Here is a 544-nt window from a genome sequence, read left to right as displayed (position 1 = left end):
TCAGCCAAACGGAATTGGCAAAAGCATTAGAAGAAGACTTCGATGGTATTGAGAACGAACAACTTCGCCAACGCTTAATCAACTTCGCGCCAAAATACGGCAATGACGACGATTATGTCGACCAACTGCTGGCTGATGCTTATCAAGTTTATATCGATGAGTTGGCGCAATTTGTCAACACACGTTATGGGCGCGGACCAATTGGTGGTAGCTACTACGCGGGAACATCGAGCATCTCTGCCAACGTGCCATTTGGTGCATCCACGATGGCAACACCAGATGGTCGAAAAGCGAAAACGCCACTGGCGGAAGGCGCAAGTCCAGCATCGGGCTCTGACCGTTTGGGACCAACTGCGGTGTACAACTCAGTCGGTAAAATTCAAGCCAATAAAATCCTAGGTGGCGTGCTGCTTAATCAGAAGTTAAGCCCAGCGGCTGTCGCTTCAGAAGGGGATAAGCTCAAGCTTTCAATGCTGATTCGAACCTTCTTTAACCACCCCAAAGGTTGGCACGGGCAGTACAACATCGTCGCTCGTGAAACCTG

At 49.8% G+C, this 544-nt stretch carries 1 protein-coding gene; it reads left to right on the top strand.

Annotation, left to right across the window (positions count from 1 at the left end; translation table 11 throughout):
* On the top strand, positions 1–544 hold a 544-nt coding region (locus R7Z47_RS26475; RefSeq protein ID WP_318130977.1), incomplete at both ends, for a pyruvate formate lyase family protein.

Origin of the sequence: Vibrio sp. 1641 (assembly GCF_033339995.1) — a bacterium.
Taxonomy (GTDB): domain Bacteria; phylum Pseudomonadota; class Gammaproteobacteria; order Enterobacterales; family Vibrionaceae; genus Vibrio; species Vibrio alginolyticus.
Note: the sequence above shows the minus strand (reverse complement) of the source record. Positions and strands in the feature narration are given on the sequence as shown.